Annotated in this window: 24 protein-coding genes and 1 pseudogene; 16 read left to right on the top strand and 9 right to left on the bottom strand. The window is 66.9% G+C overall.

The features are described 5' to 3' along the window. Positions 1 to 109 precede the first annotated feature (109 nt). From ACFWPH_RS14025 to ACFWPH_RS14005, 5 genes are all read left to right on the top strand, one after another. Positions 110 to 370: a hypothetical protein gene (locus ACFWPH_RS14025; RefSeq protein ID WP_378750899.1), complete on the top strand. Its 261-nt coding sequence runs from the start codon at positions 110 to 112 to the stop codon at positions 368 to 370. Then, complete coding sequence (locus ACFWPH_RS14020; protein WP_378750897.1) at positions 367 to 2,067, top strand: hypothetical protein; 1,701 nt, start codon at positions 367 to 369, stop codon at positions 2,065 to 2,067. Before ACFWPH_RS14025 ends, ACFWPH_RS14020 begins: the two co-directional genes overlap by 4 nt. 6 nt (positions 2,068 to 2,073) lie before the next feature. Further along, positions 2,074 to 3,189, top strand: coding sequence for a hypothetical protein (locus ACFWPH_RS14015; protein WP_378750895.1), 1,116 nt, complete (start codon positions 2,074 to 2,076; stop codon positions 3,187 to 3,189). Positions 3,190 to 3,261: 72 nt separating this feature from the next. Next, complete coding sequence (locus ACFWPH_RS14010; RefSeq protein WP_378750894.1) at positions 3,262 to 4,437, top strand: helix-turn-helix domain-containing protein; 1,176 nt, start codon at positions 3,262 to 3,264, stop codon at positions 4,435 to 4,437. 483 nt (positions 4,438 to 4,920) lie between these two features. Then, positions 4,921 to 5,214 carry a hypothetical protein gene (locus ACFWPH_RS14005; protein ID WP_378750893.1) on the top strand — a complete coding sequence of 98 codons (294 nt, stop codon included), beginning with the start codon at positions 4,921 to 4,923 and terminating at the stop codon, positions 5,212 to 5,214. Between the two features lie 220 nt (positions 5,215 to 5,434). Here the strand turns inward: ACFWPH_RS14005 and ACFWPH_RS14000 are convergent, their stop codons facing one another. Next, positions 5,435 to 5,932: a flavin reductase family protein gene (locus ACFWPH_RS14000; RefSeq protein WP_378750892.1), complete on the bottom strand. Its 498-nt coding sequence runs from the start codon at positions 5,930 to 5,932 to the stop codon at positions 5,435 to 5,437. Then, complete coding sequence (locus ACFWPH_RS13995) at positions 5,929 to 6,441, bottom strand: NADPH-dependent FMN reductase (RefSeq protein WP_378750890.1); 513 nt, start codon at positions 6,439 to 6,441, stop codon at positions 5,929 to 5,931. Before ACFWPH_RS13995 ends, ACFWPH_RS14000 begins: the two co-directional genes overlap by 4 nt. A gap of 204 nt (positions 6,442 to 6,645) precedes the next feature. Here ACFWPH_RS13995 and ACFWPH_RS13990 point away from each other — a divergent pair, with 204 nt between their 5' ends. After that, a complete protein-coding gene (locus ACFWPH_RS13990) occupies positions 6,646 to 6,963 on the top strand; it encodes a hypothetical protein (RefSeq protein WP_378751738.1) in 318 nt (105 codons plus the stop codon). 137 nt (positions 6,964 to 7,100) lie between these two features. On the opposite strand, the gene ACFWPH_RS13985 is transcribed toward ACFWPH_RS13990, so the two are convergent. After that, positions 7,101 to 7,436: a hypothetical protein gene (locus ACFWPH_RS13985; protein WP_378750888.1), complete on the bottom strand. Its 336-nt coding sequence runs from the start codon at positions 7,434 to 7,436 to the stop codon at positions 7,101 to 7,103. A 264-nt stretch (positions 7,437 to 7,700) separates the two neighbouring features. Between ACFWPH_RS13985 and ACFWPH_RS13980 the strand changes: the two genes are divergently transcribed. Further along, entirely contained in the window at positions 7,701 to 8,483 is a 783-nt protein-coding gene (locus ACFWPH_RS13980; protein WP_378750886.1) for an alpha/beta fold hydrolase, read from the top strand. A 212-nt stretch (positions 8,484 to 8,695) separates the two neighbouring features. Here the strand turns inward: ACFWPH_RS13980 and ACFWPH_RS13975 are convergent, their stop codons facing one another. Beyond that, a complete protein-coding gene (locus ACFWPH_RS13975) occupies positions 8,696 to 9,460 on the bottom strand; it encodes a crotonase/enoyl-CoA hydratase family protein (RefSeq protein WP_378750884.1) in 765 nt (254 codons plus the stop codon). Continuing rightward, entirely contained in the window at positions 9,460 to 10,980 is a 1,521-nt protein-coding gene (locus ACFWPH_RS13970) for an acetyl-CoA acetyltransferase (protein WP_378750882.1), read from the bottom strand. Before ACFWPH_RS13970 ends, ACFWPH_RS13975 begins: the two co-directional genes overlap by 1 nt. Positions 10,981 to 11,313: 333 nt before the next feature. Here ACFWPH_RS13970 and ACFWPH_RS13965 point away from each other — a divergent pair, with 333 nt between their 5' ends. From ACFWPH_RS13965 to ACFWPH_RS13955, 3 genes are all read left to right on the top strand, one after another. Continuing rightward, positions 11,314 to 12,396, top strand: coding sequence for a DUF4185 domain-containing protein (locus tag ACFWPH_RS13965; protein WP_378750880.1), 1,083 nt, complete (start codon positions 11,314 to 11,316; stop codon positions 12,394 to 12,396). 78 nt (positions 12,397 to 12,474) lie between these two features. Beyond that, entirely contained in the window at positions 12,475 to 13,731 is a 1,257-nt protein-coding gene (locus ACFWPH_RS13960; RefSeq protein WP_378750878.1) for an erythromycin esterase family protein, read from the top strand. 53 nt (positions 13,732 to 13,784) lie between these two features. Next, on the top strand, positions 13,785 to 14,444 hold the full coding sequence (locus ACFWPH_RS13955; protein WP_378750876.1) for a class I SAM-dependent methyltransferase: 660 nt from the start codon (positions 13,785 to 13,787) through the stop codon (positions 14,442 to 14,444). Positions 14,445 to 14,497: 53 nt separating this feature from the next. Here the strand turns inward: ACFWPH_RS13955 and ACFWPH_RS13950 are convergent, their stop codons facing one another. The 3 genes and pseudogenes from ACFWPH_RS13950 to ACFWPH_RS13940 form a co-directional block, all read right to left on the bottom strand. Beyond that, positions 14,498 to 14,668 carry a hypothetical protein gene (locus ACFWPH_RS13950; RefSeq protein WP_378751799.1) on the bottom strand — a complete coding sequence of 57 codons (171 nt, stop codon included), beginning with the start codon at positions 14,666 to 14,668 and terminating at the stop codon, positions 14,498 to 14,500. Between the two features lie 9 nt (positions 14,669 to 14,677). Beyond that, a pseudogene (locus ACFWPH_RS13945) lies at positions 14,678 to 14,821 on the bottom strand (MarR family transcriptional regulator); the annotation flags it as partial. Continuing rightward, positions 14,790 to 15,485, bottom strand: a complete 696-nt coding sequence (locus tag ACFWPH_RS13940; protein WP_378750874.1) for an alpha/beta family hydrolase — start codon at positions 15,483 to 15,485, stop codon at positions 14,790 to 14,792. The pseudogene ACFWPH_RS13945 and the gene ACFWPH_RS13940, both read right to left, overlap by 32 nt. Before the next feature lie 9 nt (positions 15,486 to 15,494). Between ACFWPH_RS13940 and ACFWPH_RS13935 the strand changes: the two genes are divergently transcribed. The 6 genes from ACFWPH_RS13935 to ACFWPH_RS13910 all read left to right on the top strand — a co-directional run bounded on the left by ACFWPH_RS13935 (position 15,495) and on the right by ACFWPH_RS13910 (position 22,596). Continuing rightward, positions 15,495 to 15,830 (top strand): YciI family protein, encoded by a 336-nt coding sequence (locus ACFWPH_RS13935; protein ID WP_280416761.1) that lies wholly within the window; start codon positions 15,495 to 15,497, stop codon positions 15,828 to 15,830. Further along, entirely contained in the window at positions 15,827 to 17,044 is a 1,218-nt protein-coding gene (locus tag ACFWPH_RS13930) for an RNA polymerase sigma factor (protein WP_378750872.1), read from the top strand. The genes ACFWPH_RS13935 and ACFWPH_RS13930 overlap by 4 nt, the downstream gene beginning before the upstream one ends. A gap of 116 nt (positions 17,045 to 17,160) precedes the next feature. Further along, complete coding sequence (locus tag ACFWPH_RS13925) at positions 17,161 to 17,655, top strand: SRPBCC domain-containing protein (protein ID WP_378750870.1); 495 nt, start codon at positions 17,161 to 17,163, stop codon at positions 17,653 to 17,655. A 234-nt stretch (positions 17,656 to 17,889) separates the two neighbouring features. After that, positions 17,890 to 19,725 (top strand): acyl-CoA dehydrogenase, encoded by a 1,836-nt coding sequence (locus ACFWPH_RS13920; RefSeq protein WP_378751736.1) that lies wholly within the window; start codon positions 17,890 to 17,892, stop codon positions 19,723 to 19,725. A 286-nt stretch (positions 19,726 to 20,011) separates the two neighbouring features. Beyond that, positions 20,012 to 21,466, top strand: coding sequence for a rifampin monooxygenase (gene rox / locus ACFWPH_RS13915; protein ID WP_378750868.1), 1,455 nt, complete (start codon positions 20,012 to 20,014; stop codon positions 21,464 to 21,466). 38 nt (positions 21,467 to 21,504) lie between these two features. Next, entirely contained in the window at positions 21,505 to 22,596 is a 1,092-nt protein-coding gene (locus ACFWPH_RS13910) for a DUF4185 domain-containing protein (protein WP_378750866.1), read from the top strand. Positions 22,597 to 22,958: 362 nt separating this feature from the next. Here the strand turns inward: ACFWPH_RS13910 and ACFWPH_RS13905 are convergent, their stop codons facing one another. After that, positions 22,959 to 25,409 (bottom strand): VanW family protein, encoded by a 2,451-nt coding sequence (locus ACFWPH_RS13905; RefSeq protein WP_378750864.1) that lies wholly within the window; start codon positions 25,407 to 25,409, stop codon positions 22,959 to 22,961. Positions 25,410 to 25,736 lie beyond the last annotated feature (327 nt).

Genomic DNA, 25,736 nt, shown 5'->3' with positions numbered 1-25,736 from the left:
CAGCCCTGGCGACGGCTGTCATATCCCCGACGCCGTGTCGCATACCGTCGGCCGACGATCCAGCGCCGGGGCGCTCACCACTACCGCCTCGCCCTGGGGAGACGACACCATGAGCAAGCCAACCCTGCTCCCGATCCGGACACCGGCCCGGGACGCCACGCTCCAACGCTGGCACAACACCAACCGCGGGTTGATTCAGCGCACCCTCGACGGGCTACGCGCCCTCGACCACCCCGCAGGCTGCCGCGCCGGCGTCGGACCGATCAATTCCTATGCGCACGCACACCAGGTCATGGCCGCGCACGCCAAGCACCACGATTGCCCGCGGTACACCGCCGCGATGGAGTACACGCAGGCGGTCCGACCGTGAGGCGCGCGATCGTGCTGCGCCGCGACGAGACCGACCCTGGTGATATCGACAAGTGCACCGAGCAGCAGGAACTGGAAGTAGTCTTCACCGTCACAATCGAAACCGAGCATCCTCGGTTGGCCGTGCTGATCGCCATCGAGCACATCCTCAACCACCGCGCCGAGGTAGTCGTCATCCCCTACCTGACCACGGAAGCCGTGTGGGCAGCCCGGGAATGGCTCGCGCAGGCAGAACTGGTCGACGTGGTGATCGCTGGCGGCATACTGCCGCTGGCCGGCTGCGGCGGTGAGATCGCCACAATAGCCCCAGCCGCGGCCGACACAGTGCCGACGCCATGCCATCCGCCATCACCGATCGCGGGCCCCGAACTCGCCGTGTTCACGGAGAGCCAGATCGTTGCTATGCCCGAGGGATGCCCCGTACCGTCCTATAACACCGCGACTCTCAGTCGGTCAGCGACGAGGGGAAGGCACGGCCAAGTGAAGGACGACATAGATAAGGCTGCGCAGGACGACCCGGAGTGGGTGGTGTGGTCCAGTCCGCAACAGACCGCCGAGGCGATAGATCGTCTGTTCATCAAGAGCCTCCCCACCGTTCCCGCCGACTGGAAGAAACACTCCGGCTCCGCCATCGGCCCGATGCCGCAGGGGGTAGACCGGTACAGCAGAGAGATGACCGACTGGGTTGAGGATGCATTCAACTACCTCTTACCCGACGACGACGCCCTGACCGAACGGGACAATGCTGTTCTCGTGAACGGGTTCGTCTGTTACATCGGCGAATACTTCGTCCGGTACTGCGACGGACGGTGGGTCAATGACCCCGAATTGAAGGTACTGTACGAGTTCGGCCTTTCGATCTGTTACGACTGGACCGACAGCGCGGACTACCCGGAAGATTTGCTCTTCAGTTCTGCCAACCAGGGCGATTTCACGGTTGCCGCCTTCCAGTGGTACTCCCGTACGGTCGACCATGCCTATGCCCATGGACTGCCGCACGCGCAGCTTGAGCTGGAAAAGAAGCTCGGCGTCGGCCGGTGGAGTTCTGGGCGGACATCCAGCGATACAGCGAGTGGGTGGCACCAAGAGACGGACGAGGGTGCGGAAGAGCCGGACATCGTGGCCGACAACCAACTCAGCTTGGATCTCGGACTCGGGATGGAAGAGAAAATGGAGGAGTCAGGCATCGTGGGAGACAATCAGCTCAGCATGGATCTTGGCGTATCCGTCGAACAGACCGAATGGGGGAAATGGGTCGATCCGGACCGGCGTGCGGCGCAGGTGCAGAAGTTTTTGAATTATGCCGGGTTGCAACGCATGCCTTCGAAGCTGTGGCCGGAAGACTCTTCGGACCTGCATCACTTAAACGATGTCTGCAGGGAACTGTTCCCGGATTCGGACACGCCGTACCGTGCCGAAAATCAAGATATGACCGATGCGTTCATTTGCTTCCTCGGTGCGTGTTTCGAGAAGTACGTGGAGGGCAAATGGGTCGACCACACTGAACACGGTCACGATAAGTCGTTCTATGACGGCGGGGTGAATCCGGCTTTGCACTGGGTGGATTACGACGGTGACGAAGACGAATGCACGGTATTCGACTACATCGACTCCATGGTCGAGCACAATCTTGAACATGGTGACGGCTTCGTTCACATTACCGCCGACCTGCGAAGGAAATACTACAGTCTGATGTAGACTACCGTGAGCGACGGTTACGGCCGGGATCGCGATTATTTCGAACCGCATGTGCGCGGCAGGATCTTCGAGAACGGTGCCGAAAAATTCTTTCGCGACCGCGAAAAGGGATACGCGAAGGGGTCGCGCAAATACGAGTTCCGGGACCGGAGCGGACGCACGGAGCGAATCCAGTTCGACAAAATCAAGAACGAGCAAGACCGAGACCGCGCCGATTCTATCGAAGAAAAGTCCGGCCGAATCGAAGGACGTAAGGACGAAAAGCAGCTGAGGGGAATCCGGGAGCTCCTCAAAAAGGGAGAGATCAATCGCCACACGTTGCGTTCCGTCGAGGGCGAGTTCATCTCGAAGGACGCCCAAGAACTGATCAGAGGGCTGATTCAGGACTTCGGGGACCGGTTCACACATCAGATCATCTCCCGAGCCGATGCCCGCGAAATTTGGGCGCGTGGGCTGGAATTAGAGCCGGGCCGACAGCTCGAATTGCCGGGAGTCGGTGAGAAGGCGCGCCAGCAAAGAACCCAGCAGCGAGAGGCAAAGGGGCAGCGGCAGCTTCAGGAACGGCCACGCGTCCAAGAGACGGCCCAACGGTCTATCGAGCAGCAGGGACGGGTACTGCGTGCGCCGGAGCAACGACAGCAGCACCGCGACGCCATCGACAGGCTAGCCCAGCGCGCCCATGAACGCCGGGAAGCCCAGGCCCGAGGAGAGCGGACACCGATGAGCGGCCGAGAGGCGGCAGATGTGCTGCGGGCCCGGGAACGGGCAAGGGTGACAAAGGAGAAAACGCGGGACAAGGAGCGCGTCCAGGAGGCAGCCCTGCAGGCTATCGGCCGACAGGAACGAGAGCGCAAAGCGCCGGAACAACAGCAGAAGCAGCGCGAAGCGGCCGACCGGCTGGCCCAGCGGGCGATCGACCGCCGGGAAGCCGCAGCCCGGGGAGAGCGGACACCGATGAGCGCCCGGGAAGCAGCCGACGTGCTGCGTCTGGGTCCCCCGATCCCAAGCGCGCAGACAGCGAGGCGAGAGCCCCCGCCGGTCGCGCCGGGCGTCAGGAGCAGCAGGAACCGGTCCCGGGAACGGGACCGAGACCGCTCTCGGGGCGTCGAGCGCGAGCGCTGAACACTACCCGGTGGCCCACCGGTCGAGGCTGTTCCATATCACGAGATGCTGTGAGGCCGTACGCTCGATGGTATGGCTGCGGATCTTGGGGACCGCGTCGCATCCGTGCGAAAACGGCGTGGGCTGACGCAACGGGAACTTGCCGAACTGAGTGACGTTTCGCTCTCGCTCGTCAAGAAGATCGAACAAGGCGAGCGGTACACCATCCGGCTCGAGACGTTGCGGAAGCTGGCAGTTGCGCTGCGCGTGCGTACCTCGATGTTGCAGGGCGACGAGCACGATGCTGAGCACGCCGACCCTCAGACCGAGGACCTGTGGGCGCCTGTACGCCGCGCGCTGGCCGGCGTCAAAGATACGGGACCAGGTGACGAGCCCGTGAGCAGCGCCGGAGTGCAGGCTGCGATCGACGAGATCCGGCCGCTGCTCGGCACCCACGAGTATCGGGCTATCGCGCGCCGACTGCCCAGCATCATGCGCGACGCCGATAGTCTCGACGGAGAAGACGGCCGCACCATCCGCACGCGCTTGTTCGGGATGATCGGCCACCTGCTGGTGCAGAATCGACAGTTCGATATCGCTGAACAGACACTCCAGCGTGCGATCGACGATGCTACCGACCCGCGCGAGGCAGCCGCGGTAGCGAACTCCCTCGCATGGGCGATGCTGCGGCAGGGTCGTATCGCCGAGGCAGAGTCCTTCGCGGTGACCTGGGCCGACCGCGTGGAGCCCAGGTTTTCCCGGGCCACGACGGGCGAGCTTGCATGCTGGGGTCGATTGTGGCTGTACGCCGCAAACGCTTCGATCCGGGACAACGTCGAGAGCCGCGCCGACGACGCCCTTGCCCTGGCTCGCGCAGCCGCACATCGGATCGGTCGCGAGGTCCTGACCGACACCCACACTGTCCGCGCGTACGGGCCGATCAGCGTGGCGCACAACACGGCCGAGACCTATGTGCTCACCGGCCGACCTGATAAGGCACTCGCGATCGCCCAAGCCACACCGGCACCGACGCTGCAACCGAACGGTGCGGGACGTCTTCGACACCGTCTCGACGTCGCGAGCGCACACGCTCAGCTGGATCAGGGCACAGCGGCAGTCGGTGTGATGTCCGAGATCCACACGGTCGCGCCCGAATGGCTTGCCCAGCAGCGCTACGCCCGGGACATCCTGGGCAGTATCGTTGCCGGCCGCCGATCCCTCACCTCCGAAATGCGCGAACTCGCCGACGCGATCCGCCTCGAATACTGATCGGCACCAAGCGGCTGCTTGTGTTCCGCGCTGCGTATCTCTCGTCGAAAGGCCACAGACACAGCACATTCCCGATGTGATTCTGGGACCACCCCGGCGTCGGGCGTGCCGAACCTTGACAAAGGATGGCACACCCCCGGCCTGACGGATGGCCGTGCGGTGCTACCACCCCGGCGCCGGGTGTCCAGACATCGACACCGTGCTTGGGGAGAGGGAGTATGCACGAGCAACCCACATCTGTCCGGCCGCCTGAAAACAGGGCGCAGGGCCGGGCCGTGCAAACGCGGAACGCCGAACCTTGTTCCGATCTCACACTTCTCGAGCGAGTCGCCGCGGGGATCCGTGCGCTCGACACAGACATTGTTCCCGGCTCGCCGACAACCGTCGACCAGAACCTGGTTCGCGCTGAGTTCGAGCGGGCTGTCAGCCGATTCCGCTGCGGCGATATCGAAGTGGCGTGGGATGCCGGGTAGGCGGGCGGTCGTGCTGCGGCGGGCAGACGATGACGGCGTCGAACTCGAGCGGTTGGTCCGATTGCACAACCTCCGTGTCGTGTTCACAGCGGTCACCGATACCGCCGTGCCGCGGCTGGCCGTGATGATCGCGGCCGGGCACGCACTCGAGAATTGCGCCGAAGTCGTTGTCGTACCGCATCTCACTGCGGAGGACGTGTGGAAGGCACGGGAATGGCACGCACTCGTCGAGATCGCCGACGTGGTAGGCGCCGATGTGATGCTCGAAGGCGGCGCCGTTTTCCCTCGGCGGGCGCAGAATTGAACCACGCATCCAGGACCCGGGGCAAAAAGGAACAAGATATGCGGGCGGCGATCACAACACTGTCGCGGATCGTGACCGATACCGGGAATCGCCATGAACTACATGAGGTCGCCGCTGAACTGGGGATCTCGCTGATCGACTGATACGGCGGAGAATCCTCGACGGAACCTGGGACGACAGCCGGCCGATGGAGTCCGGCGAGAAACCGGGATCGCCGGGCTCAGCCGGCGCGCAGGAGGCGGAATCGGGAGCCGTGGAACACCAAGGGATCACGACCGGGGTGTATTGCGAGACGGTGCACGCGCAGGATGACCACAGTGTGGTCGCCCGCGGGGACGTGCGCTTCGGGGGTGCCCTCGATCCAGACCGAGGCGCCGTCGATGAACACTGCTTCGCCTGTGCCGTCGTGCAGGCCCAGGCCGCGGAAGCGGTCGCCGTCGCGGGAGGCCAGGGAGCGGGCCGCGTCCTGCTGGTCGGTGCCGAGCAGGCTCAGGCCGAGGTGGCCGGCGTGGACCAGGCGGGTCCAGGTGGCAGAGGTGTTCTGGATGCAGAACGACACCAGTGGCGGGTCCAGGGAGACGGGGACGAAGGTGCTCACCGCGAGACCGTGTGGTTTCCCGTCTACCCGGGCGCAGACCGCCACCACCCCGCTCGGGAAGTTGGCGAACGCACGGCGCAGGCCGGTGCCGTCGGCGGGAGTTTCGAAAAGTTCGTTCACGACTCGACCTCTTGTTTCGCGGGAGACAACGCTTGCACTACCGGGCGCCAGCGTTCGGCGTAGGCGGTGAGTACACCGTCGTCGCCGAAGGTCCGGTCGGACAGGTAGAGGCCGGGGAGGGCGGCGGTTGCTCCCAGCTCCACCAGCACCGGTTTGAGCAGTAGATCGGGTGCGAGAGCGTGCGCGGGCCCCGCGCCGAGCATCAGCGGGACCGCGAGTACGCCGGTGAGACCGGTACCGCCCTCGAACTGTTCGAGAAACAGCTTCAACAGTCCGGTGTAGGTGGCTTTGAACGTCGGGCTGGCGAAAACGACCAGTTCCGAGGCGGCGACGGCCTGTACGGTTTCGGTGACTGCAGGATCGCCCCAGCCGAGAAGTCCGGGCCCGAGATCGACCAGATCGACGACCGCCGGCTCGGCGCCCGGGCGCAGCGCCGCGGCGAGCGCGACCCCCGCCGACAAGGTGCGGGATGCCGGTTTCGGATTACCGACCACCACGGTCACTGTCACGTCGGCGCCTCCTTCCCGGCCGCTACCGGGCTCGTCGGTTGCTGTGCGCTCAGTTCAGCATTCGGGCGCGTCCGCGTCCACGGTTGAGATCGGGACGATCGGAAACCGGGCCGGACGGCACCGCCCCGTATCCCGCCGGCCATCGCGTCGACGGCGGTGCTTCGAAACCGGTGTTGATGAAGCTGTCGGGGCACACCTCGCTGCCTGCGCACTGCCCATGCCGAATACCCAGGGGATGCAGGCCTCGTCCGGCTCATCACCGAACTACGGTCCGGAAGTGCTCGATTCGAGCAACTCTGGCAAGCCGGCCGCTCCGGTCGGATGCGCAGCCGTACCGCCGAGGTCACCCATCCGGAACTGGGCCTTCTCACGCCGGACTGCGATGTGCTGCACGAACTCGAGGCCGATCAGACCGTTCTGGTCTACTCCGCCGCACCGGCGAGTACTACTGCCGGATCACTCGAATTGCTCCGCGTCACCGGACTCGAGCAGTTCCGCTCCCCCCGGGCCGCTGAGCAATGAACACCTCCCCAGGCGCGGCTACGGCGATCGTCGCACCCGCCGAGCGGTAACGCGACCGCCCGGCCCACGGTCATGGCATGGGGTTGCTTGCTACAGATCGGCGGCGACGCCCGATGGGCGTGCGCTACCGTCACTGCCTACTGCGGCGCCCCGAGGCATTCACCGACGATCTTGGTGGTCGCGGCTTCGGCCTTGGTTTTGTCCTCCGGGCTCAGGCCGAGGGTCTCCGGATCGGCCATCCGGGTGTCGAACTCGTCGCTGATCATGGTTTGCAGGCCCTCTTGGGAAATACCCTCCGCCAGGTACACCTTGGCGGCGCAGTCGGCGAAGGCCGGGTCCTTGAGACCCTTTTCCTGCAGGGCTTTCGACAGGTCCGCCTCGGTGAGCGCGGGCGCGGATTCGGTATCGCTACCGCAGGCCGCCGCCAACAGCGGCAGAATGACTAGGGTCGCGGCAAAAAGGGTCTTCCGCACCGGGTTCCTCTCTCAGATGTATCACCTGGACGCCGCGGTGATCGGGGATCGTCCCACGGTCGTCCGCGTGACGCCCACGCATGTGTGTAGTCGCAGTCACAGTCGGGCCGCAACTCGGAGGAGCATATTTCGAGAAGACTCACACCCGTCGTCGGTGCAGGTCCAACGAGGACGTACCTCCGGCGATCCTTGCGAACCGAACTGATGTCCCCTGCCTGCTGTTAGTGTGATTCCGCAGTTCGGATCCTGATCGGAGAGCTGGATATGACTGATCTCGAGCACCATCGCGAAGGCAGCGGTGAACCTCTCGTGCTGGTCCACGGTGTGGGCAGCCGGTGGCAGGTGTGGGAACCGGTCATCGGCGCCCTCGCCGAGCATTTCGAGGTTTTCGCGATCGATCTGCCCGGTTTCGGCGGTTCCGCGCCGCTACCCCGCACCACCGTCGATACCCTGACCGACGCCCTCGCCGATTTCCTGGCCGCCCAGGGGCTCGACCGGCCGCATCTCGCCGGAAATTCGATGGGCGGCGGCATCTCGCTGAACCTGGGGGCCCGCGGCTTGGCGCGCTCGGTGACGGCCTTCTCGCCGATCTTCTTCTGGGACACACCGGGCCGCGTCTGGTGTCAGCAATCGCTGGGCCGGTCCAAGAAACTCGGCCGCCTCCTCGGCCCGGCGATGCCGAAGGTGCTCGGCACACCGGCCGGCCGCACCATGTTCTTGAGCCTGGTCTTCGGTAAGCCCTGGGCAGTCGACACGCAGATCGCCCTGGACACCGCCGAAGGCGCGGTGAAATCGCTGGGTTTCACACCGGCACTGGACTCGTTCACCGAGGCGGAACTCGCGGACCCCGCGGCGCTGGCGGACCTTCCGGTGACCATCGCCTGGGGTAATCGCGACATCCTGCTCACCTACAAGACCCAGAGCCGGCGCGCCCGCGAGGTACTCCCGCACGCGCGCCACATCACGCTGCAGGGCAGCGGGCATACGCCGTTCTACGACGATCCGGCCGCCTGCGCCCGCGTGATACTCGATCAATTGCCCACGTAACGACGCGCCCGGTCGGCGCGCCGAATCGTGGACGCCGAGGGCTACGGCGCCGCACCGCAGATGTCCGCCCCCAGAGACGCGCCGGGCGAGGTCTTCCCGCTGGTCACAGTAACGCAGGACGATATCGGTGGGCCTGGTGGTTTCCACCGACTGCCGGGATACCGACCGAACCACCGCGGTCGGTCCGGCTTACCGTGTGGGCGCCGGAAACCTCAGCGACCCTGCCACACCGGGTCGCGCTTCTCCGCGAATGCGAGCGCGCCCTCGGCCGCATCCTTGGAAGCGATTGCGGGAAGAGCGATCTCCCCCTGCTTCGCGAAACCCTCCGCGGTATTCCAATCCGGGGACTCGTCGATGATCCGTTTACTGGCTGCCACCGCGAGCGGGGCGGCGGCCGCGATCTCGCCCGCCAGCTCCAGCGCGACCTCCAGCGCTTCGCCGGGTTCGGTCACCCGGTTGACCAGCCCCAACTGATGCAGCCGTTCGGCGCTGATCCGGCCACCGGTCAAGGCCAGTTCGGCCGCGATACTGCGTGGCAGGCGCTGGGTGAGGCGCATAACGCCGCCGCCGGACGCTACGAGTCCGCGTTTCACCTCGGGGATACCGAATTTCGCGTCCCGCGCGGCGACGATGAGATCACCGGAGAGCGCCAGTTCGAAACCACCGGCCAGTGCGAAACCCTCGACTGCCGAGATCATCGGTTTGGCCGGCGGTTTCGCGGCGATACCGAGCGGTCCGCGACGTTCGGTCACCGGGAACTCGCCGCGGGTCATCCCGATCAGATCCATTCCGGCGCTGAAGGTTCCGTCGGCGCCGGTGAGCACGAGTACTCGCGCGGTATCGTCGGCCTCGAATTCGTCGATCGCGGCCTCGATCGCCTTCGCTGTCGCCAGGTCGATGGCGTTACGCGCCGCGGGCCGGTTGACGGTGAGCACGGTGATCGCATCACACCGGTCCAGGAGCACGGTGTCGGTCATCAGGCTGTCCTCTCGCTGCGCAGAATGAAACGGTCGGCGGCGGTGATCTCGATGGCAGCGCCCAACCGGTCGCCGATGGTGCAGGCGGCGATGGTTTCGCTGTCCGTCGCCCGGACAAGTATGCGTGCCCCGGCCGGGTTCAGCGCACTGACCACCACGGATTCGGCCTCGTCGCCCGACTCGCCCTTGCGGTGCGGGACCGTGTACGCCTCGATGACCGCCGGACCGGTATAGCCCGGGGCCGTCTCGCGCCGGGCCAGCGGGACCTCGGCCTCCACCGGACGGAACGGTTCGGCCGGCGGTTTCGCCGAATACACGCCCACCCCGTGCTTGGTGATGTACCAGCCGAGCGCGGTGGTGAGCCCGTAGTCGCCGGGATTGTCGCGCAGGATCCCGGCCATGGTGGCGATGCCGTGGGTGCTGTAGTTGTTGCCCGGACCGCCGCCGAAGGTGAGGCCGCCGGTGACGGTGAGGGGTCGCGCGGGATCGTCGATCGGCAGGCCCAGCGCCGCGGCGCCCACCTGAACAGCGACCGGGAAGCAGGAATACAGGTCGATATGGGCGATATCGTCGATACCGACCCCGGCGCCCGTCAGCGCGGCCCGGCCGGCCGCGGCGATCGCCGGGGAGGCGGCGATATCGGTGCGTTCGGAGAGATACCAGGTATCGGTGGCGGTGGCACCGCCGTGCGGGAAGACCCACCGCTCCCGGGGTACCCCGGCCGCATCCGCCGCCGCGGCGCTGCACAGGATGAGACTCGCACCCTGGTCGACGGACAGATTCGCCATCAGCAGTTTCGGGTACGGGCTGGACACCATCCGGTTGTCGGGCCCGGTGGTGACGAGTTCGGAGACGGGTCGTTGCGTCGGCAGCCAGGCGTACGGGTTCCGGGCCGCGACCTCGGAGAATCGCGACCACAGCCCGCCGATCCGCGCCAGATGCGTCTCCTGGTCGAGACCGAGACGGTTACGCATCGCCGATTCGATCAGCGCGTACACATAGATCGGCCCCCAGAGTCCGGCTGCGGTTTCCATCGCGGAACTGGGGGCGTCGGTGGCGCCCACGATCTCGTCGGGTACGGCGTTCTCGTGCTGTTCGGGCCAGCCGGGGTCCACACCGGCTTTCTTGGCCTTGCCGAGCGATGCCATCGCCTCGGCGCCGCAGATCAGGGCGATATCGGTTTTACCTTCGGCGATCTGCCTGCCCAGCAGGTTGAGCAGCCGCTGGGGGGCGTCGCCACCAGCGGGGGCGGATTGCAGGGTCCGTTTCGGGGAGGCGCCGATCTGCGCGGCGACCGTCGCGGCAAGGTTGGGGTAGGAGCCGCTGACCGTGGCGACGGCGGCCACCACATCGGCCGATCGCAGCAGCGTATCGCCGGTTCCGCTGTCCGCACCGGCCCGTCGCAGCGATTCCGCCGCCAATTCGACTGCCCCCGGCAGACCTGGTTCACCGGACCGATGCACGATCTGTCCGACTCCGACGAGCACCGGTGTGCGCGGGTCCATTCCGGCTGGCAGCATACGTCCTCCGCTTCCTCACTGAAGTAAACCGCCGAAATGCGCGGTTAACTTCTCGATTAGACCATGGAGTGATCTACGGCGCTCCCGAGCAGCGGTCCCGCGGACTCACCGCTGGTGACAATTCGGCAACAACCCCGCCGACCTGTGTGACACCAGCACAGAACTGCCGCGCAAAGCCTCTGATCAGCCCATATCCACTGCTAACATGACCGCGATCTGCCAGCCAGTCGAAATGAGCCGTGCAACAGATCTCGAGGTGCCCACGTTTATCCGCGGCGATTCTCGACGCAACCCGGAGGTCCGACGGACTTGAAAAGAACCGGATCCATACTTATGTCTCTGCTGGCGGGCGCATCGGCCGCAATGCTCGCGGCCACCGCACCGGCCACGGCGAATCCCAACGCCATCAATCCCATTCCGGTGCTGAACGGCACCAATGGGCTTCCCCAATTACACGGAGCCACCCGGGCCGTTTTCCAGGTCACCGGCATGGCCAGCCCGAACGGCACCCACACCTACAACATGCTCGGCACCGATCTCGGCATCATGTGGGACAACGGGCACGGTGAAATGCTCACCGCGTTCGGCGATACCGCCGGCGTCGGATTCCCCAACCTGCTGTCCGGCAGTATGTGGGCGTGGCGCAGTAATGTGCTGGTCCGCAGCCATACCCGCGACCCCCGGCACGGTATCTACTTCGACAGTGTGGTCCGCGACGTCTTCGGTCAGGCCCGGGACCTGATCCCCAGCCCGAAGATTCCGTTCCTGGAGATCAGCCGTATTCCGACCGCCGGTATCTCCGTGAACGGCGTGCAGTACATGAGCCTGATGTCGGTGAAGACATGGGACACCCCCGGCGAATGGACAACCAATTACTCCGGGCTGGCCGCATCCGCCGACAACGGCGAAACCTGGGCCGATCTGACATTCACCCGCCGGCCCAACGAGGGCGCCAACCGTAATTTCCAGATGAATGCCTTCGTGAAAGACGGTGGCTACGTCTATGTTTACGGAACCGCGTCGGGCCGCGACAATGCCGCCTACATATCCCGGGTCCGCGAGGCCGATATCCAGAATCTGGGCGCCTACGAATACTGGGACGGCGGCAGTTGGAAACACGGCGATGTGAATGCCGCGAAACCGATCATGCACGGGGTCGGCGAATTGTCGGTCATGTGGAATGACCATCTGGGTCAATATGTTTCACTGACCACCGACCCGTTCAATTCGGTGGTGATGCGCACCGCGCCCGCCCCGCAGGGTCCGTGGAGCCCGCCCCGGGTACTGATCGACGCGCGGGAGCTGCCGACCGCGTACGCGCCGTCGATCTTCCCGTATCAGACCGGAAGCGATCTGTACTTCCTCACCACGGTCCACAACCAGTACAACGTTGTCCTGATGCGCAGTCAGCTCTGACAGGACTTGACCTGAACAATAGTTGAGGTATGAGGCTGGTTCACGACACACACTCCGACGAGCCACCAGGAGCCTGGCGTGACCACGACCTCGACATCCACCGATACCGCCGACGCGGTGCGCCGGTGGCTGCGCGATAACGCGCGGCCCGTACACGGAACCGACGCCGCCGATACCGGTCCGGATCTGCGGACGCTGACCGACCACCTGGCCGCGGCCACCGTGGTCGGCCTCGGCGAATCCACCCGTTTCTCCCGCCAGACCTACGGGATCCGCGATCGGATCCTGCGCACTCTGATCACCGAGCACGGATTCCGTGCGCTCGCCATCCAGGACAGCGCACGCTCCGGCGCCCGGCTCGACGCCTACGTACGCACCGGCAGTGGCGATCCGCACACCGCGCTCGCCGACGCCTGGCGACCCCTGCGCACGGCCGAAACCGTCGCGACGCTCGAATGGCTACGTGCTTACAACATCGACCACCCGGGCGATCAGGTCGGTGTGTTCGGCATCGAACCGGCGGCCGCCGAATCCGCCGACTACGACGAAGTGCTCGCCTACGCCCGCCGCTGGGCCCCCGCCCACGCCGACGAACTCGCCGCGTATCTGACCCCGATCCGCAGCGCGCACCGGATCGACGAGCACGTCCAACGTCACCAGGGCATCCACCCCGGCCGCCCATTCGCCGAGGATGCTCGTACCGCGCTCTCGCTGCTGCACTCGCTACCGCAGCCGGACGATCCCGAGGCCGCCGCAGCGTATTCGACGGCACTCGACCACATCCGGCTGATCGTGGACTTCCACGAGAACAGCGTGGCCGGTCGCGGCAGTTTCGGCAGCGACGACCCCCGACCGGCCAGGAGGATCATCGATCACTATCGCCACACCGGTGCCCGAATCGTCTACTGGGACGGGATCGCCCATACCGCCGCCACCGAGATCGGCCTCGGCCCGGACCAGACCCGATTCCACGGCGAAGGCAGCGAGCTGCGCACCTATTTCGGCACCGGTTACCGCTCGGTGGCGATCGGTTTCCATCACGGCGACCTGGGCGCGGCGATCGCGCCCGATCCCTACCCGGACCTCATCGACGCCGACCTGGGCGCCGTCGACCTGCCCGCCTATTTCGTCGACCTGCGCGACGACGCGCCTCCGGAGGTTCGGGCATGGCGCGCGGCACCGGCACGGATGCGGGTGATCAGCGGTGTGTACGACCCGGCCACGGACGAATCGGCGCGGCTGGAGGTGAGTTCGGCGGCGGCGGCCTTCGACATCCTCGTCCATGTCCGGGAAACCTCCCCGGTGCACTGGCTGCCCGAACCCGCCGGCGAGTGACATCCGACCCCGAAGCGGTCCGAACCGGACACCGCGTCCATACACTGGCCCGTATGGACGCGGCCGAATGGGATGCGCGGTATGTGCAGAGCGAACTGGTGTGGGGCGCACCGCCGAACAACACGGTGGTGGAGTTCGTGCACGGATTGGACCGGCGCATACCGCGCGGGCCCGGCCCCGACGGGACGGTTCCCGAATTCCCGCGCGCACTGGATCTTGCCTGCGGGGAGGGCCGCAACGCGCTGTGGCTGGCCACCCACGGCTGGCAGGTGCACGCGGTGGATTTCTCCCAGGTCGGGATCGACAAGGGTCGTACGGTGGCGACGCGGCTGACCCGGTCGATCCGGGAGCGGATCACCTGGCAGTGCGCCGATCTCACCGAACCGGGAGTGGATATCGGCGGTCCTTACGAACTGGTCCTGATGGTGTTCCTGCACCTACCGGCCGGACAGCGTCGCGAGATGGTCCGGCGGGCGGCGCGGTTGCTCACCCCCGGCGGGATGCTGCTGGTCCTCGGGCACGACAGCGCGAATCCGGAACGGGGGCACGGGGGTCCGCAGGATCCGGAGATCCTGTTCACACCCGAGGATGTGGTCGTCGATCTGGGTGAGGACAGCGGCCTGCAGATCGACACAGCTCAGCAGGTCCTGCGGCCGACCGAAGCAGGCGAGGCGATCGACGCCCTTGTAGTCGCCACCAAGCCGGTTGAGTAACACGGCACCGCGCACCGGCACGCCGGCACTCGGACCCGCCCCCGGCCCTGCCCTCACGGTGCCGGATCCGCGGCCCGTGGGGCGAGAGCGCGTTCCAGTAGATCGCCCGCCCCGCGGATCTCGGCATCGGAGGACCCGAGAAAGAATGTCGCGGCGACCGCTGCAAAGGTGGGCGCGAGCAGTGGAGTAAGACGCCGACCGGACTCGGTGAGTTCGAGAGACACGGCCCGCCGGTCCTCCGTTCTACGGTGCCGACGCAACAGGCCCTTGCCCTCGAGCCGGTCCACCAGCCGGGTCGTACCGGCGGTGTCGATACCCAGCGCAGCGGCCAGATGTTTAGGACTCTCAGTGGCGCCAGCACCGGAACCAAGGCGCAAGGGTTTCGGCGATCGTCTCGAAACCTTTGGCGAAGGAATGCGGCTGCCCGGCGATGACCCGGACCTCCGCGGCGTCCGCCGGGTCCGGGACTCCGAACGGATCGCTACCACCGTTGATCACTACCACCTCGGCCGGTGCGGCGGCCAGTAATTCGTCGCGGCGGGATTTCTCCGGTTTCCCGGGCGGATGCAGCGGGAACGACACCGCCACGATGCCGCGGGCACCGAGTTCACCGGCAGTCCGGCAGGCGACCCGTGCCCCGTTGCTGCGGCCACCCTGTATCAGCGGCAGTTCGGGGCCGAGGTCCGAGCGCAGGGCGCCGACAAGCTCGACCCAGGCCCTGTCCTGCGGCTCCGGTTTACCAGGGGCACGGCGGCCGGCCACCCGGTAAGGCTGCAGCACGCGGGCCACAACACCACCCGCGGCCAGCGCCGTATCGCGCACCGTCAGGATGTCCCGGCTGTCCACCCCGCCGCCGGCACCGTGGGTGAATACCAGCAGGAACGCGGGGTCGTCCGGATGGTCGATCTGGGCCTCCGCGGGGCCGGCGCTCGTCTCGATCCGCACACCCCACCCTATCCAGTCCGGTATCGGTTCATCGAGATCTCCCACCGGAGCGGCGGGCGGCGCGCGCCAGTGGTTCCGGCCCGGGGGGTCGGGCATATTGGGAGGATGAAGTATGTGCTTCTGATCTGCGATGACGAGACATCGTTGCCGAGCCCGGCCGAGATCGCGGCGGATCCGGCCCATCAGGACTACGCGGCGGAAGTGGATCGGCGGGGCTCTCGACGGGGTGGCGCCCGGTTACGTCCGGTGGCGGAGGCGACGACGGTCCGCGTGCGGGACGGGGAAACGCTGGTGTCCGACGGCCCGTTCGCGGAGACCAAGGATTTCATCGGCGGCATCGATATTCTCGAATGTGCCGATCTGAACGAGGCCGTCGAACTCGCTGCCCGTCATCCCTATGCCCGGCACGGCGCCATCGAGGTCCGGCCCGTGTGGGAATGACCGCACCACCGGAGGTCCGCGCCGCGCTGGATGCGGCGTATCGCGACGAGTGGGGTCAGGTGGTCGCCACCCTGATCGGGGCGACCGGCGACTGGGACCTGGCCGAGGACTGTGCACAGGACGCGTTCGCCGCGGCGTTGTCCGCATGGGCGCGCTATGGTATCCCCGATCGCCCGGGGGCCTGGCTCACCACGACCGCACGCAACCGCGCGACAGACCGGTTACGCCGGAACACAGCCGCGAGAACGAAACTTCGGCAGCTCGCCGTGCTGGCCCGCGACCCGGCCGAGCCGCCGGTGGACGGAATTCCCGATGAGCGGTTACGGCTGATATTCACGTGTTGCCATCCCGCGCTGCCGTTTCCGGCCCGGGTCGCGCTCACTTTGCGGACACTGGCCGGCGTGAGCACCCCCGAGATAGCGCGGGCTTTCCTGACCACCGAGTCCACGATGGCGCAGCGCCTGGTGCGGGCCAAGCGCAAGATCGTCGAGGCCGGCATCCCGTATCGGGTTCCCCCGGCGGAATTGCTCCCGGACCGTTTGGCCGCGGTCGCGGCGGTGCTGTATCTGATCTTCAACCAGGGCTACGGCGATGCGGCCGCGCGGCGCGGGCTGACAGCGGAAGCCATTCACCTCGCACGGATGCTGGTCCGGTTACTGCCCGCCGAACCCGAGGCGCGGGGCCTGCTGGCGCTGATGCTGCTGCTCGAGGCCCGCCGCGAACAACGTACCGAGGACGGTGTGCTGATCACGTTGGAGGATCAGGACCGCTCCCGATGGGATCGCGCGCTGATAGCCGAAGGGCTCCGCATACTGGACGATGCGCTGGCCGTGCGGCGTCCCGGGCCGTATCAGGTGCAGGCCGCCATCGCGGCCTGCCACGCCGGCGCACCCGACTCGGCGTCCACGGACTGGTCCCAGATCGCGGCGCTCTACCGGGTACTCGCGCGGCTGGCGCCGTCCCCGGTGGTCGATCTCAACCATGCCGTGGCGGTGGCCATGACCGAGGGCGTCCCGGCCGGTCTCGCACTCGTCGACGAACTCACCGATTCCGGTCGCCTGGACGGCTACTATCTGCTCCCCGCGACCCGCGCCGATCTGCTGCGCCGGCAGGGCCGGGCCACCGAGGCCGCCGCGGCCTATGAGCAAGCACTGGAACTGGCGCCTTCCGCCGCCGAACGCCGCTACCTGACCCGGCGGCTGCGCGGGCTCTGACCTGCGACGCGGCGATCGTCCCGAATTTTCTGGAACTTTTCCCGTGCCGGTGTCGATCCGGTCGGTGTTGCTTCGTCGGTGGGGCGAAACCACCCGATGAAGAGAGGACGATGACGATGTCGAATTCCGAGTACTTGACCGCGGCCGTATCCGTGAAGGAGACCCCCGAGGAGGTCTTCGCGGCCGTGACGAACGTGCGCGGCTGGTGGAGCGAGAACCTCATCGGCGCGAGCGCCGCCTTGGGGGACGAATTCGTTTTCACCGACGACAGCAAATATGCCGGGGAAACCGCGAAGGAGAAACAAGGCATCCGGTTTGCCCGGTTCCGGCTCACCGAGGTGACTCCGGGCACGCGTTTGGTCTGGCAGGTGGTGGATTCCGATCTCACCTTCGTCGACGACCGCTCCGAATGGACCGATACGACGGTCGTCTTCGACATCACCGCGACATCGGAGGGCACGACACTGCAGTTCACGCACAAGGGCTTGACCGCCGACGAGTCGGAATGCTTCGAGGCCTGCTCACGCGGCTGGACCTTCTACATCACAAAAAGCCTGCCGCAGTTGCTGAGCACCGGCACCGGTGATCCCATTCCGAGGTACCACGCGTGACAACGGCCCGATAGGCCCGCTCGGGTCTCGTTTCCACAGGTCACCGGGTTGCTACCTGTTTCGCTCATCACATTGCCGCGGGACCCTTTGCCGCCCGCCTTACCCGTCGGTAATATAGGCGGTAAGTTACCCGCGAGTAGCCTGCCGCGTTCCGGTAGCTACCCGGTGGCAACAACGGGCGGGAACGGCTAACCACACCGACCGCACCCGACTCAACGGAGAGTGAGTATCACAATGGGTCATTACAAGAGCAACGTCCGCGACCTGGAGTTCAACCTCTTCGAGGTCCTCGGTCTGGGCAAGATCCTGGAGTCCGGCGCCTACGGCGACCTGGACGCCGACACCGTCAAGGAGATGCTCAACGAGGTGCGTCGCCTGGCGGAAGGCCCGCTGGGTGAATCCTTCGCCGACGCCGACCGCAACCCGCCGGTCTTCGACCCGGAAACCCATACGGTCACCCTCCCCGAGTCGTTCAAGAAGAGCTACCGGACCCTGCAGGAAGGCGGCTGGGACAGCTTCTCCGTCGACCCCGAACTGGGCGGTATCGACGTCCCGCGCGCCGCCTACTGGGCCATCGCCGAACTGATCCTCGGCGCGCAGCCCGCGGCCTTCATGTACGCCGCCGGCCCCGGCTTCGCGAACATCTTCTACAACAACGCCACCGAAGAGCAGCAGAAGTGGGCCAAGATCGCCGTCGAGCAGGGCTGGGGCGCCACTATGGTGCTCACCGAGCCCGACGCCGGCTCCGATGTGGGCGCGGGCCGCACCAAGGCGGTCCAGCAGGAGGACGGCTCCTGGCATATCGAAGGCGTGAAACGCTTCATCACCTCGGCCGACTCCGACGACCTCTTCCCGAACATCATGCATCTGGTGCTCGCCCGCCCCGAGGGCGCCGGTCCGGGTACCAAGGGCCTGTCGCTGTTCTTCGTACCGAAGTTTCACTTCGACCACGAAACCGGCGAACTGGGCGACCGCAACGGTGTGTTCGTCACCAATGTCGAGCACAAGATGGGCCTGAAGGTTTCGGCCACCTGTGAGGTCACCTTCGGCGGCCACGGCGTCCCGGCCAAGGGCTGGCTCGTGGGCGAGGTACACAAGGGCATCGCGCAGATGTTCGAGGTCATCGAGCATGCGCGGATGATGGTGGGCACCAAGGCCATCGCGACCCTGTCCACCGGCTACCTGAATGCGCTCGACTACGCCAAGCAGCGCGTGCAGGGTGCCGACCTGACCAAGATGTCGGATAAGGCGGCGCCGCGGGTCACCGTCACCCACCACCCGGATGTGCGGCGCAGCCTGGCCACCCAGAAGGCGTACGCCGAGGGGCTGCGCGCGGTATACCTGTACACCGCGGCCCACCAGGACGCCGATGTCGCCGCGGCTGTTTCCGGTGCCGACGCCGATCTCGCGGCCCGGGTCAACGATCTGCTGCTGCCGATCGTGAAGGGTGTGGGTTCCGAGCGGGCCTACCAGTACCTCACCGAATCGCTGCAGACCCTGGGCGGCTCCGGCTTCCTGCAGGACTACCCGATCGAGCAGTACATCCGCGACGCCAAGATCGACTCGCTGTACGAGGGCACCACCGCCATCCAGGCGCAGGACTTCTTCTTCCGCAAGATCGCCCGGGACCGCGGTGTCGCGCTGGGGCATGTGGCCGGACAGGTGCAGAAGTTCATCGACTCGGAGGCGGGCAACGGCCGGCTCAAGGCCGAGCGCAAGCTGCTGGCGACCGCGCTCGAAGATGTGCAGGCCATGGCCGCCACGCTCACCGGGCACCTGATGGGCGCCCAGGAGCAGACCGATGAACTGTACAAGGTCGGCCTGGGTTCGGTGCGTTTCCTGCTCTCGGTCGGAGATCTGCTGATCGGCTGGCAGCTGCTGCGGCAGGCCGAGGTCGCCGGTGCCGCACTGGATGCCGGCGCCGAAGGTGCCGATCAGGCCTTCTACCAGGGCAAGGTCGGCGTGGCGCAGTTCTTCGCCCGCAATATCCTGCCGGAGCTGACCGCCACCCGCACCATCCTGTCGAACCTGGACAACGACATCATGGAGCTGGACGAGGCGGCGTTCTGACCCGCTGAGAAATCGCTGTCCCACTGGCGGCCCGGATGATCCGGGCCGCCAGTTTTGTGTGGGCTGCCCGCGCATAGCCGACGAAGGCCATGAGCCGACCCAGGCACACAGCCTGTCGAAAGAGTCGTTTCGAATCCCTCCCCACTTCAACGTATATCGCACAGGGGGCCTTGCGGCAAGACCCCGGTGGTGCCGCAGAATATCCGGCCGGAGCCCCGCTACCTGCGGAAACAGGCTCGCGACAGCGCGTGGTGCCGATAGGAACCACGGAGGGGATGGACGATACATGTTCGATGTGATCATTACCGGCGGCGGACCCACGGGCATGATGCTGGCCTGCGAACTGCGATTGCACGGTGTGCCCGTGGTCGTGCTGGAAAAGGATGCCGAGCCGTCCGAATTCATCCGCGGGACCGGCCTGCACGTGCGCAGTATCGAGATACTGGACCAGCGCGGGATCCTGGAGCGTTTCCTCGCCCACGGGCAGAAGTACCCGCTCCGCAGCCACTTCGCCGGTATCGACAAAGCCGTGCCCACGGGGCTCGATACCGCCCACCCCTACATTCTCGGTATCCCTCAGCCGATCACCGACCGGCTACTGACCGAACGCGCGCAGGAACTGGGCGCCGAGATCCGGCGCGGCTGCGAGCTGACCGGGCTGGAGCAGGACGAACACGGGGTCACCGCCGAACTGGCGGACGGCACCCGGCTGCGGTCGCGCTACCTCGTCGGCTGCGACGGTGGCCGAAGCACGGTGCGCGGACTGCTCGGGGTGGGATTTCCCGGGGAACCGTCCACGACGGATGCGCTACTGGGCGAAATGGCGGTTACCGCCGCCCCGGACACCATCACCACCGTGATGGCCGAAGTTCGGAAAACAGAACATCGTTTCGGTCTCATGCCGCTCGGCGACGGCCTCCATCGTGTGCTGGTACCCGCGGCCGAGGTGGCTGCCGACCGGTCGGTTCCGCCGACCCTCGCGGAATTCGCCCGGCAGCTGCGCGTTGTCGCCGGTACCGATTTCGGGGTGCATTCGCCGCGCCGGCTGTCCCGGTTCGGGGACGCGACCCGGCTGGCCGAACGCTATGGGGTCGGGCGGGTCCTGCTGGCCGGAGACGCGGCGCATATCCATCCCCCGCTGGGCGGGCAGGGTCTCAACCTCGGCGTCCAGGACGCGTTCGATCTCGGCTGGAAACTCGCGGCCACGCTCGCGGGCTGGGCGCCGGACGATCTACTCGACAGCTACCAGAGCGAACGCCGTCCGGTGGCCGCGGGCGTGCTGGCGAACACCCGGGCGCAATCGGAACTGCTGTCCAGTGGGCCGGGGCCGCGGGCGGTGCGTGGGCTGTTTTCGGAATTGATGGACTTCCCCGAGGTGACCCGGTATCTACTGGCCAAGATCACCGCGCTCGATATCCGCTACGACTTCGGCAGCCGGAGCGACCTGGTCGGGCGGCGGCTGCGGGATATCGCATTGTCCCGGGGCCGCCTGTACGAGCTGATGCACCGCGGCCGCGGTCTGCTGCTCGACCGGACCGGCCACCTCTCCGTCGCGGGGTGGACCGACCGTATCGACCGTATCGCCGACCCCGGCGCGGAGCTGGATGTGCCCGCCGTCCTCTTGCGACCCGACGGGCACGTGGCCTGGGCCGGCGCGGATCAGCAGGAGTTGCTCGACCGGATCCCGCGGTGGTTCGGTAGCGCGGACCGGCGCGCCGATACCGCGGCCGTGGCAAGATAGCCCGCAGACCGCGCAGTTCCGCAGGAGGACAACCGAGAATGACTCGTCGCCCGCTGTCCGTACTCGTGCGCGCCGGGATAGTGGGTGCTACCGCGGCACTCGTCCTGGCCGGTCCGGCCGCAGCGGACCCCAACAATGTGAATCCCATCCCCGGGATCAACGGCCAGCCACGCGGCCTGCCGCCACTACCGGGCGAAACCCAGGCCGTCTTCCAGGTCACCGGGATGGACAGCCCCAACCGGACCGAGCGGGTGAACGTGCTCGGCACCGATCTCGGGGTGATGTGGGACGACGGAGCCGGGACCATGATCACCGCGTTCGGTGATTCCGCGGGCCTCGGTATCCCGAACCTGCTGGCCGGCAGCGCCTGGGCGTGGAGCAGCAATGTGCTCTTCCACAGCCGAACAAAGGACCCGTCGCAGGGCATCATCTTCGACGGCGCGGTGCCGAACCCGCTGCCCAGCCCGAAGATCCCGGGTATCGAGATCAGCCTGATCCCGACCGCCGGGGTCGCGGTGGGCGGTGTGCAGTACATGAGCATGATGTCGGTGAAGGAATGGGGCGACCACGGCAAGTGGACCACCAACTTCTCGACCCTCGCCTCGTCCGCCGACGGCGGCCGGACCTGGGCGCAGCTACCCACCACCCGCCGGGCCAACGGCGGCGGGTGGGAACGTTTCCAGCAGAACGCGTTCGTGAAGGCCGATGGGTACGTGTACCGGTACGGCACGGCGGCCGGGCGGGGCAACGCGGGCTACATCTCCCGGGTGCGGGAAGCGGACATCGCGAATATGGACGCCTACGAGTACTGGGACGGCCACGGCTGGAAGATGAACGACCCGTTGGCCGCGACACCGATCGTCGAGGGTGTCGCCGAATTGTCGGTGCAGTGGAACGACCATCTGCGCAAATACGTGATGCTGACGACCGATCCGCACAACTCGGTGGTACTGCGCACGGCGGACACCCCGGAAGGTCCGTGGAGTACACCGCGGGTGCTGGTGGAAGCGGCTTCCCTGCCGACCGCCTACGCGCCCATGATCTTCCCCTACCAGACGGGCAGCGACCTGTACTTCCTGCTCACGGTGCACCGGCAGTACAACGTCCTGTTGATGCGTACACCGCTCTAGGCCCTAGGACCCCGCGACCGGGACCGGCGAGTCCGAGTGCGTAGTCACCGTACGGAGCCCTCGCCGGACCGGCCGGGTTGCCGCCGCTCGAAACCCGGCAGACCGAGCGAATCGGAACACTCCTGCGCAGCCCGGGTCTCAGTGCGAAGCCCGGTCGGCGTCACGGTGTCCTGAGCAGAGAGTCCGCTCCCGGACAACGGTGACCTGCATGCGTAGAAAGACCGGACAGGTGAGCGGAAGGCCGGTACTCGGGCCCACCATGTTCCGGTGACACGCTTCACTCGATAGGACCACGGCCAGACATGGCCGGCGGCGCTGAAGTCCCGGCCGGTAGCGGTCTACCACCTGCTACCGGCCGGGGCTCAGCGGTTACCCGCCCGGTTGGTGGACCGGCTGCCCTCGTTACCGCCGCTGGGGGCGGCCGTCGGCTCCGAGGGGTCCTCGGGCTGTTCCTCGTCGGATTTCTCGTCGTCCGGGGAAACGCATTTCACCTCGGGGACCGGATCGTACTTGACGGTCCGCGTGTGCCGGGAAACCTCTTGGCCGGTATTGATATCGGTGATCACCCGGGTATCGGCGATCGTGAAACCGGGTGCTCCCGTGGAGGCGATACAGTCGTCGCCCTCGGGCAGGGTGATGGTTTCCGGTTCGGTCGGCTTGGATTTTTCGCCGGTGATGGATTCGACGTTCACCGTCTTGGTGCCCCAGATACGCACCGTCACGTCGGAGCTGTCCGCGAACGCCTGGATGTATATGCCGTGCGGAGTGTTGTTGCGGAACTGCAGGTCGATGGCTCCGTCGAAGACGGTGGCCTCCCGGGCGGCCGGGTAGCGGGAGATGTAGTAGCTGTGCTCGGTGTGGCCCGCGTCCTCGAGCCCGGCGAAATATGCGGCGTTGTAGAGGGTGGTGGCGAACTGGCTGATCCCGCCGCCGACCGCCGTGCTGGGACGGCCGTGGTCGATGATGCCGGATTCCACGTAGCCCTCGGCCGCGCCGCGGGTGCCGGTATGCCCGTTCAGCGAGAACGTGTCACCGGGTTTCACGACCGCACCGTTCACTTCCTGGGCGACGGTCCGGATGTTCACCCCCGACGGACCGGAGAAATCGCCGGTGGTGAACTCACCCATCACCTCGGTGATCCCCAGCGACTCCGCCGCCTGGGTGGTGAGCTTCGGTTCGATCCGCTCGTAGATCGCCGCGGTGGTGCGCTGCGGTCCGGCGGCGGCCAGCATCGCCGGCAACTGATCCAGCGATTTCGGCCAGTTGATCTTGTCGCCGACCACGGCGGGAACAACGGTCGGCGCACCGGAGAAGGTGAAAGTCGCATCCTTGGGTTCGACCTCGGTCGGCGCCAGCTGCGGGGCGAGCAGATCCGTTGCCACCTTGTGGTCGAATTCGACGCGGAGACCGCCGTGGCCGTCCGGGACGAAATTCACGATGGCAGCGATCTGCTCCGGGTTCAGCGTCGCGGTTCCGTTGCCCTTACCCGAATACACCACCGGCGCGCTCACGGCAGGCTCGGCGATCTCGTGCAGCGCCTTCTCGATGGCGTCGCGCCGGACCGCGGGGGGCGCGGGCGTAACCGGCAGGTCCAGGGTGTTCGCCGTGGCCCACTGGTCGGTGAGCACGGTCCGCGCCGCGGCCGTGTCCAGAATCCGGCCCGGAACCGGGTCCACGGCGACCGGCCGGGTGCCCTCGAAGGCGATACCGCCCTCCACCGGCGGCTGATCGTGCACGCGCAGTTCGTCGAGGGTGCGCCCGAAGGCGGCCTCGTCGACCGTGCTGGCCACCGTGACCTCGCGGGTCGCGACGAAGGACAGCAGCCGAGCCGCGGGATTGAGCGGCTGGCCACCTACCCGCTCCCAGGTGGCGTCCCAGTCCACGCCGAGGCCGGCGGCGCTGGGTACCAGCTCGGTCTGCACATCGGCGATCTTCACCGGCACCACTTCGCCGGAGCGGGCATCGAGTGTGGTCTGCAGCTTCGCGCGAGCCTCGTCCTTGTCCATCCCGCCGATCGCGACCCCCGCGACCTCCACGCCGCGCGGAACGCTGCCGGAGGTCATCACCAGGTCGGCGATATAACCGACCAGGGCGATACCGAACACCACAGCGGCGGCCAGCAGCACGCGGCGAGCGGTCGCGGAACCGCGGAACCGGTCGCGGAGGCCGGCCGGTGAACGCTTGTTCCCGTCATCTCCGCCGTCTCCGCCGGAACCTCCCGGGCGACCCTGCGGCGGCCGGGGTGGCGCCGGAGGGACCGAGCCGCTCTGCGCGAGGGCATCGGTCGCGGCGGTGTCATCGGAGTAGGCCGACCACGCGGCCTCCTCGCCGGCCAGGCGCTGCGTGAGGGCGGCGGACTCGAAGACTTCCGTGGGGGCGTCGGAATCGGGGCCGCCGGCGGCATAGGCGCCCGGCGGCGGATTGGGGCCACTGCGTGGCAACTGCTGAGTGGCGAAATCGGGTCCGGCCGGATCGACGCCGCCCCCGGCCCGCTGCGGTCCGGTATACCCCGGCGCGGCAGCCGGGCGGGAAACGGTGGGAGCGGGTCCGGAGGTTTGGTTGGGCGAGCCCTCGGATACTGAATCAAGGGAGCCGGCGGAGTCATCCGCGCCGGGCGTACCGGTCGCCGGGTTCAGCCACGAACTGCCGCCGCGCCAGCCGGGCGCGACGGTTTCTGCCGGATTCGGTTGTGCGGGCGGCTGTGCCTGCTGGTCACGACCGGTATGCGACGGCTGAGATGGGCCGCTGCCGGTCGGCTGTGGTCGGCCGGGGTCGTGTCTGTCGCCGCGGTCGGTATTCGATTCGCCGCTCACGAACCGTCCTCCCCAATCGATATGTCCGGGGACTCGCGGGTGCGAGCCTTCGCCAACGATAGTTGTCCGAACTGTAATCTTCAGTGCCTGATCGATCACAGCTGCGCCATCTGGCGGTCCGGGCAGCGGCTCAATTGAGACACCGCACAGTAGCCGGGCGATACCGCGCAACGGCCTGCACGGCCACTGCGCGGTTCTGGTCCGGACAGCAAAGTGGCCCCGTGCAGTCGCCGGGTCGGGGGTCAGGCGAATACACGGAGCCAACCGGTATATCGGCGCCGCCGACAGGGCGTTACACCCGCGCACACAGAAGTTCGCGACGGCGGC

Source organism: Nocardia sp. NPDC058499, from assembly GCF_042719915.1.
GTDB lineage: Bacteria > Actinomycetota > Actinomycetes > Mycobacteriales > Mycobacteriaceae > Nocardia.
Note: the sequence above shows the minus strand (reverse complement) of the source record. Positions and strands in the feature narration are given on the sequence as shown.

Bases quoted from the DNA above. Each gene is read 5' to 3' on its own strand.
- ACFWPH_RS14025 (WP_378750899.1), top strand. From the start codon at position 110: ATGAGCAAGCCAACCCTGCTCCCGATCCGGACACCGGCCCGGGACGCC.
- ACFWPH_RS13970 (WP_378750882.1), bottom strand. From the start codon at position 10,980: ATGCTGCCAGCCGGAATGGACCCGCGCACACCGGTGCTCGTCGGAGTC.
- ACFWPH_RS13975 (WP_378750884.1), bottom strand. From the start codon at position 9,460: ATGACCGACACCGTGCTCCTGGACCGGTGTGATGCGATCACCGTGCTC.
- ACFWPH_RS13920 (WP_378751736.1), top strand. From the start codon at position 17,890: ATGGGTCATTACAAGAGCAACGTCCGCGACCTGGAGTTCAACCTCTTC.
- ACFWPH_RS13935 (WP_280416761.1), top strand. From the start codon at position 15,495: ATGAAGTATGTGCTTCTGATCTGCGATGACGAGACATCGTTGCCGAGC.
- rox (WP_378750868.1), top strand. From the start codon at position 20,012: ATGTTCGATGTGATCATTACCGGCGGCGGACCCACGGGCATGATGCTG.
- ACFWPH_RS13980 (WP_378750886.1), top strand. From the start codon at position 7,701: ATGACTGATCTCGAGCACCATCGCGAAGGCAGCGGTGAACCTCTCGTG.
- ACFWPH_RS13910 (WP_378750866.1), top strand. From the start codon at position 21,505: ATGACTCGTCGCCCGCTGTCCGTACTCGTGCGCGCCGGGATAGTGGGT.
- ACFWPH_RS14010 (WP_378750894.1), top strand. From the start codon at position 3,262: ATGGCTGCGGATCTTGGGGACCGCGTCGCATCCGTGCGAAAACGGCGT.
- ACFWPH_RS13965 (WP_378750880.1), top strand. From the start codon at position 11,314: ATGTCTCTGCTGGCGGGCGCATCGGCCGCAATGCTCGCGGCCACCGCA.
- ACFWPH_RS13955 (WP_378750876.1), top strand. From the start codon at position 13,785: ATGGACGCGGCCGAATGGGATGCGCGGTATGTGCAGAGCGAACTGGTG.
- ACFWPH_RS13930 (WP_378750872.1), top strand. From the start codon at position 15,827: ATGACCGCACCACCGGAGGTCCGCGCCGCGCTGGATGCGGCGTATCGC.
- ACFWPH_RS13940 (WP_378750874.1), bottom strand. From the start codon at position 15,485: ATGCCCGACCCCCCGGGCCGGAACCACTGGCGCGCGCCGCCCGCCGCT.
- ACFWPH_RS13925 (WP_378750870.1), top strand. From the start codon at position 17,161: ATGTCGAATTCCGAGTACTTGACCGCGGCCGTATCCGTGAAGGAGACC.